The organism is Flavobacteriales bacterium (assembly GCA_013001705.1).
Lineage (GTDB): Bacteria > Bacteroidota > Bacteroidia > Flavobacteriales_D > JABDKJ01 > JABDLZ01.
The window spans coordinates 1-5617 of record JABDLZ010000081.1; the positions used below are offsets into that span (position 1 = coordinate 1).

At 48.8% G+C, this 5617-nt stretch carries 7 protein-coding genes; 3 read left to right on the forward strand and 4 right to left on the reverse strand.

The annotated features are described in order from the left end of the window. Positions 1-59: 59 nt before the first annotated feature. Positions 60-2576, forward strand: coding sequence for a M1 family metallopeptidase (locus tag HKN79_03160; protein ID NNC82551.1), 2517 nt, complete (start codon positions 60-62; stop codon positions 2574-2576). A 32-nt stretch (positions 2577-2608) separates the two neighbouring features. Further along, a complete protein-coding gene (locus HKN79_03165; GenBank protein ID NNC82552.1) occupies positions 2609-2893 on the forward strand; it encodes a DUF2188 domain-containing protein in 285 nt (94 codons plus the stop codon). Here the strand turns inward: HKN79_03165 and msrB are convergent. From msrB to HKN79_03185, 4 genes are all read right to left on the reverse strand, one after another. Continuing rightward, positions 2887-3333, reverse strand: coding sequence for a peptide-methionine (R)-S-oxide reductase MsrB (msrB, locus tag HKN79_03170; GenBank protein NNC82553.1), 447 nt, complete (start codon positions 3331-3333; stop codon positions 2887-2889). The genes HKN79_03165 and msrB overlap by 7 nt on opposite strands. A 25-nt stretch (positions 3334-3358) precedes the next feature. Further along, entirely contained in the window at positions 3359-3649 is a 291-nt protein-coding gene (locus HKN79_03175) for an N-acetyltransferase (protein ID NNC82554.1), read from the reverse strand. 65 nt (positions 3650-3714) lie between these two features. Then, positions 3715-4245 (reverse strand): SRPBCC family protein, encoded by a 531-nt coding sequence (locus HKN79_03180; GenBank protein NNC82555.1) that lies wholly within the window; start codon positions 4243-4245, stop codon positions 3715-3717. A 241-nt stretch (positions 4246-4486) separates the two neighbouring features. Further along, a complete protein-coding gene (locus HKN79_03185) occupies positions 4487-4807 on the reverse strand; it encodes a helix-turn-helix transcriptional regulator (protein ID NNC82556.1) in 321 nt (106 codons plus the stop codon). A gap of 107 nt (positions 4808-4914) precedes the next feature. On the opposite strand from HKN79_03185, the gene HKN79_03190 reads away from it, so the two are divergent. Further along, on the forward strand, positions 4915-5617 hold a 703-nt coding region (locus HKN79_03190; GenBank protein NNC82557.1), incomplete at its 3' end, for a TIGR03571 family LLM class oxidoreductase.

The following is a 5617-nucleotide window of genomic DNA, read 5'->3' on the forward strand; positions in this document are numbered from 1 at the left end:
GACCAGGGGCATCTATTCAGATTAGCACTCCATTCTATATCAAGCTTCCCAAAGGAACCATGTCCAGACTCGGACATCTGGAACAAGCCTATCAGATCACCCAATGGTACCCGAAGCCGGCCGTTTATGACCGCGATGGATGGCACGCATTCCCTTATTTAGATATCGGTGAGTTCTATTCTGAATATGGTTCATTTGAAGTATCCATCACAGTACCTGAGAATTATGTGGTCGGAGCTACGGGTGAATTGCAGAGCCAAGAACAGTTGAATGAGCTGATCGAGTTGGCCGAGACCACAGCGGCCATACCTTCTTTCAATACATCGGATAAGGCCTTTCCTACGAGTGCAACTACGACCAAGACTTTGGTATACAAGGAGTCCAACATTCATGATTTTGCTTGGTTCGCTGATAAGAGATTCCATGTACTCAAGGGTGAGGTACAACTACCCAATTCTGGTAGGACCGTGCATACCTGGGCCTATTTTCCCAATCACAATGCTGAACTCTGGCAGGATGCCATTGAGTATTTGAACGATGCCGTCTATTATTACTCGCTGTGGTATGGAGACTACCCATATACGAACTGTTCGGCCGTACATGCACCCGGGAGCAGAGGCGGTATGGAGTATCCGAATATCACCATCATCGGTAATAATTCCACTCCCATGGCCTTGGAGACCGTGATCATGCACGAAGTGGGTCATAACTGGTTCTATGGAATACTGGGGAGCAATGAGAGGGACCATCCCTGGATGGATGAAGGGCTCAATACATTCAGCGAGATGCGATACTTCAACACCAAGTATCCGGACAACAAGCTCTATCCCTTTCAACTCAAAAAAGAATCACAGGCCGAGTTCCTTGGGATAGAAGAACATCCCTATCCATACATTCATCAGATGCTCTATCGGGTGCAGGCCAGGAGAAATCTGGATCTACCCATCACTTCGTGTAGCGAGGATCTTGTAGGAACCAACTACAGCGCCATTGCTTATTCTAAGACCGGCCTCTCTTTCTACTATCTGAAAGTCTATCTGGGTGAGGATACATTTAACTCCATCATGCAGCAATATTTCGAAACGTGGAAATTCAAACACCCCACCCCAACTGATCTGCAGAAGCTATTTGAAGACCATGTGGATGAAGATCTCTCGTGGTTTTTCGATGACCTGCTGAGGACCGATAAAAAACTGGAATACAAGATCTCAAAGGCCAGACGGGACAAGATCCTTATCAAGAACAAAGGACAGCTCCAATCCCCGGTCTTGGTCAATCAACACCGAGGTGACAGTACCTTACAATCGACCTGGGTCCAAGGTTTTGAAGGAAAGCAATGGGTCATACTCGACCTAGACATTGATGCTGATCGTGTATCCATTTTCGGCTATACCTATCCCGACCTGGAACCTGATAATAATTCTGCAAGACTGAATGGCTTGGCAAGAACGATGGAGTCACTAAGGATTCAACCGTTTGGAGCCATAGAAGATCCAAATCGAACTACGCTGAATCTACTACCAGCCATTGGATGGAACTATCACAATGGAGTGATGCTCGGTGGCTATCTATACAATGATATACTGCCCTTGAATGGATTCGAGTATAGCTTGATGCCCATGTATTCCTTGGGGTCGAATGAATTTGCCGGTCTAGGAGAATTGCGCCATAATTTTTTGGTCCAGAATTCCATCATTTCTCGCATCAGTCCATTCATCCGGGCCAGGCAATTCTCATATGATGAGAGCCCAGGCAGTTACTATCAGAAACTGAATCCCGGAGTGATCGTGAGGTTCAAGCGTAAGGTCAACAGCCTTCCCGTGGACAATGAGATCCAACTCGATTATATACATGCCACCGATATGTCGGCCCATATGGATGATGAGCGCTCCTATGTCAGACTGCATGTCAGGCAGACCAACAGAGAGATTGTCTCACCACATCAAATTGAGCTGATGGCCGAAATGAGCGATGGATATACCAAAGCCTCGATAGACCTCAGTTACAAGCACACCTATATCTACAAGAATTCATTGGACATCAGATTCTTTGCCGGAGCATTCCTGAATAGAAGCAGTGCTACTCCGAGTCTCTTCAATTTCTATTCGGGTGGCACGGCAGGACTCAACGACTACACCTATGATGGTCTCTATCTGGGACGCGCGCTGGACCCGACCAGCGAATTGTTCGTTTCAAATCAATTCACCCGTGATGAAGGAGGTTTTGTCACATTCAACCCACTGGCCAATAGCGAGGAATACCTAGTCTCCTTAAATGTCTCTTCTTCCCTACCCATCGCAAAGAATATCCCTATTCAATTCTATGTGAATGCCGCCCTTCTGGGTGAGCGAGGATTATCCACCGAAATACTGAGGGATGAAGAACCCTACCTCTATGAGGCGGGGGTCAAGCTACAGGTGATACGGAATCTGTTGGAATTCTACTTCCCTCTTTTCGCATCTGAAGAGCTACAGGACTATCTGGAGGCCACCACCGACACTTACTTGCAGCAGGTCAGATTCACCTTTAATATAGACCGACTGAATATGCATGATCTCGCTCGAGAATTGAAGTGAGGTCCAAATGGTTCGGGCCAGTATATTTGACCATGGCCGATATCCGTGACGCATCGTTCTGGCAGAAACTCCTGGAGAAGATCATCAAGGTCCTCACCCGTAATCTGGGTAAGCGCAAGGAATCCCAGCGTCATCAGCACGTAGTACCTCATGAAGATGGATGGGCAGTGCGCGGAGAAGGCAACAGCCGCATCACGGCCAGCTATGAATATCAGGATGATGCCATTGCCCGGGCCAGGCGTATCGCCAAGAACTACGGAAGTGATGTGGTCATACACGGACGTGATGGACGCATACGCGACCGCATGAGCTACTGATCCTCTACTTTCTTCAAAGCGACTGCATTCATACAGAAGCGCAGTCCGGTGGGTGCAGGTCCATCGGGGAATACATGACCGAGATGGGCATCGCAGACGTTGCAGGTGGTCTCTACACGGGTCATCCCATAGGAGGTATCCTTGTGATGTGCGATGACATTGTCCTCGATGGGTCGGGTGAATGAGGGCCAACCGGTACCGCTATCGAATTTCTCACTCGCATCAAAGAGTTCCGTCCCACAGCACACACAGGCATAGATACCCGGTTCTAAACGGCTACACACTTCCGAACTGAAGGCCCGCTCTGTCCCTTTCTGACGGGTGATGCGGAAAGCTTCTTCACTGAGCTGTTCCCTCCATTCTTCTTCTGTCTTCTCCACTCTGCGCGGAGGAGTAAGGTTGCCATTGGTGGCATAGCGTATCACATCTGCCCAATTCATCCTGCTCGGTATATCGATTTCATACTCATGAGAACACATCATCCCAGGCATTGCTGCTCCTCTGGACCCTGCGTATGAATCCACAGATGGGCACAGCCTTCATGTTGTGATCCTGTAGGTATTGGAAGGTCTTCTCCGCCAATTCATGTCCTATCCCCTGTCCGCGTAGCTCGTAAGGAGTTTCTGCATAGGTCAGATGAAGTACTCCCTCCTTGACCCTATAATTGATGAAGGCCTGCTTACCATTCACAGGGAGTATGAATCGCTTGGCCTGCTCATCGTGGATGATCTGTCTATCTGTATCGCTCGTGCTCATGTGTAATTCCTGTTCTCTTATACGCTTCAGAAACTGTCCAACTCACCACTGTTCTATTTACAAGGTCAACTGCGTTCTGCCAAGGCTTTGAGAGCCTCCATGTTCTTCTGCTCCTGTTGGGTGAAGGCTCCACCCAGCATCTCCATGGTAGCGAACATGGACCGCATGAAGATGCCCTTGCCCATCACTTTGGAATCGGTGGTTACGGTGGTCTTCCCATTCTCCTCCTCGAAGGTCATCACCTGCTCGAAGTCCATCATCTCGCTATCGAAGTGCATTTCTACATGCTCGTTCTCCTCTATGGAGACCAGCGTCTCTATCATTTCGAAATCCTCCTGACCATCTCCCGGATTGACGATGATACGGTAGGTACTTCCCGGCTCCATGTAATTGCCGCTGAGACGCTCCATGCTCTGGAATCCTTCGAGCCACTCGCTGTAGAGATCCTCATCTTGAGATACGGCCCATACATGCTCCACGGGACGGTCGATGGTGACTTTAGAACCATAATTCACCGCTGGTTTTGCGAATCCGATGAGAAAGAATATGAGTACGAGGGCCAGTACAGTGAAGAGAAGATATTTCAGGAATTTCATGGTATGAGGTTTTGTGCTAGGGATGAAGATATGAATTCGCCTAATCCAGATTCGAAGAGAAGCTGGAACGCGCAAGAAGCGAATCAATGTGATCGCGTCAAATGCGAGTAAAGGGCGTAGACCAAAGCAGTTTTGATAGAATTCGATCGAAGAAGATGAAGATTGCTGAAAATCTGGTATCCGCTTCCAATGAAATCGCCTTTGATCAGGAATGGATTGGTTCGAATTAGACTTTCTAATCTCAAACCACCGAATCCCCCCAATCCGCAATGGCTTTGATGACCGGTATCAAGGTTTTCCCTTTTTCAGTGAGACTATACTCCACCTTCATCGGGGGCTTCTTGTGATAGACCTTGCGATGGACAATACCATCCTCGTCCAGCTGTTTCAATTGTAAACTCAAGGTCCGCTCGGTAACGGTCGGCATGTCCTTGCGTAATTCACTATAACGCTTGGGTCCTTCCATCAAGTGGTACAGTATGACTGTCTTCCACTTACCCCCGATCACGCCCATGGTCAAGCTTGCGCAACAGGGATATTCGCGACCATTATACACTAGCATCTCATTCACCTCAGACTGTTCCATCTTGTACTATCCTTTTTGACCGGTATTGCAAAAGTAAGTAACTATACTTTCTTTTGTCACTATATATATTATAGTTTAATTCCATGAATGGATTCCAATCCATAAACAAAGGCTACAACAGTGTCTTCCGACCCAATGAGATGAGTCTTGGATTGGTGGTGCCAATCGAGTATTATCCGGTCGCCAAGTTACCTACGATGGGGGACCACCTCCAGAAAGTCCAGCTGGCAGAAAAGCTCGGATTCAAGGCGATCTGGTTGCGGGACATTCCGCTCAATGTCCCTGCCTTTGGAGATGTGGGGCAGATGTACGACCCGCTGACCTATCTCGCCTATATGGCTGGACAGACCAGTGAGATCGCCTTGGGGGTCGCCAGCATCGCCTTGCCATTGCATCATCCGGTGCATATCGCCAAGCAGGCCGCAACGGTCGATCAGCTCTCTGATGGTCGACTCATACTGGGTGTGGCCTCGGGCGACCGACCAGATGAATATCCGGCCATGGGCATCGACTTCGAAAGTCGGGGCGAACGGTTTCGAGAGGCTTTCCAATATGTAAGAGCTGCTGGAGAAGACTTCCCCACGCTCGAGACCACTCATTTTGGAAATCTGGATGGCACGGTGGATGTGCTGCCCAAACCTATTGGCAAGAAAATCCCGATGCTCCTCACCGGACACAGCCGTCAGAGCATCGACTGGAATGCCGCACATGGCGATGGATGGATGTACTACCTCCGCAATCCCAAGATGCAGGCCAATACCATTGCCGACTGGAGGGAGAAGGTGG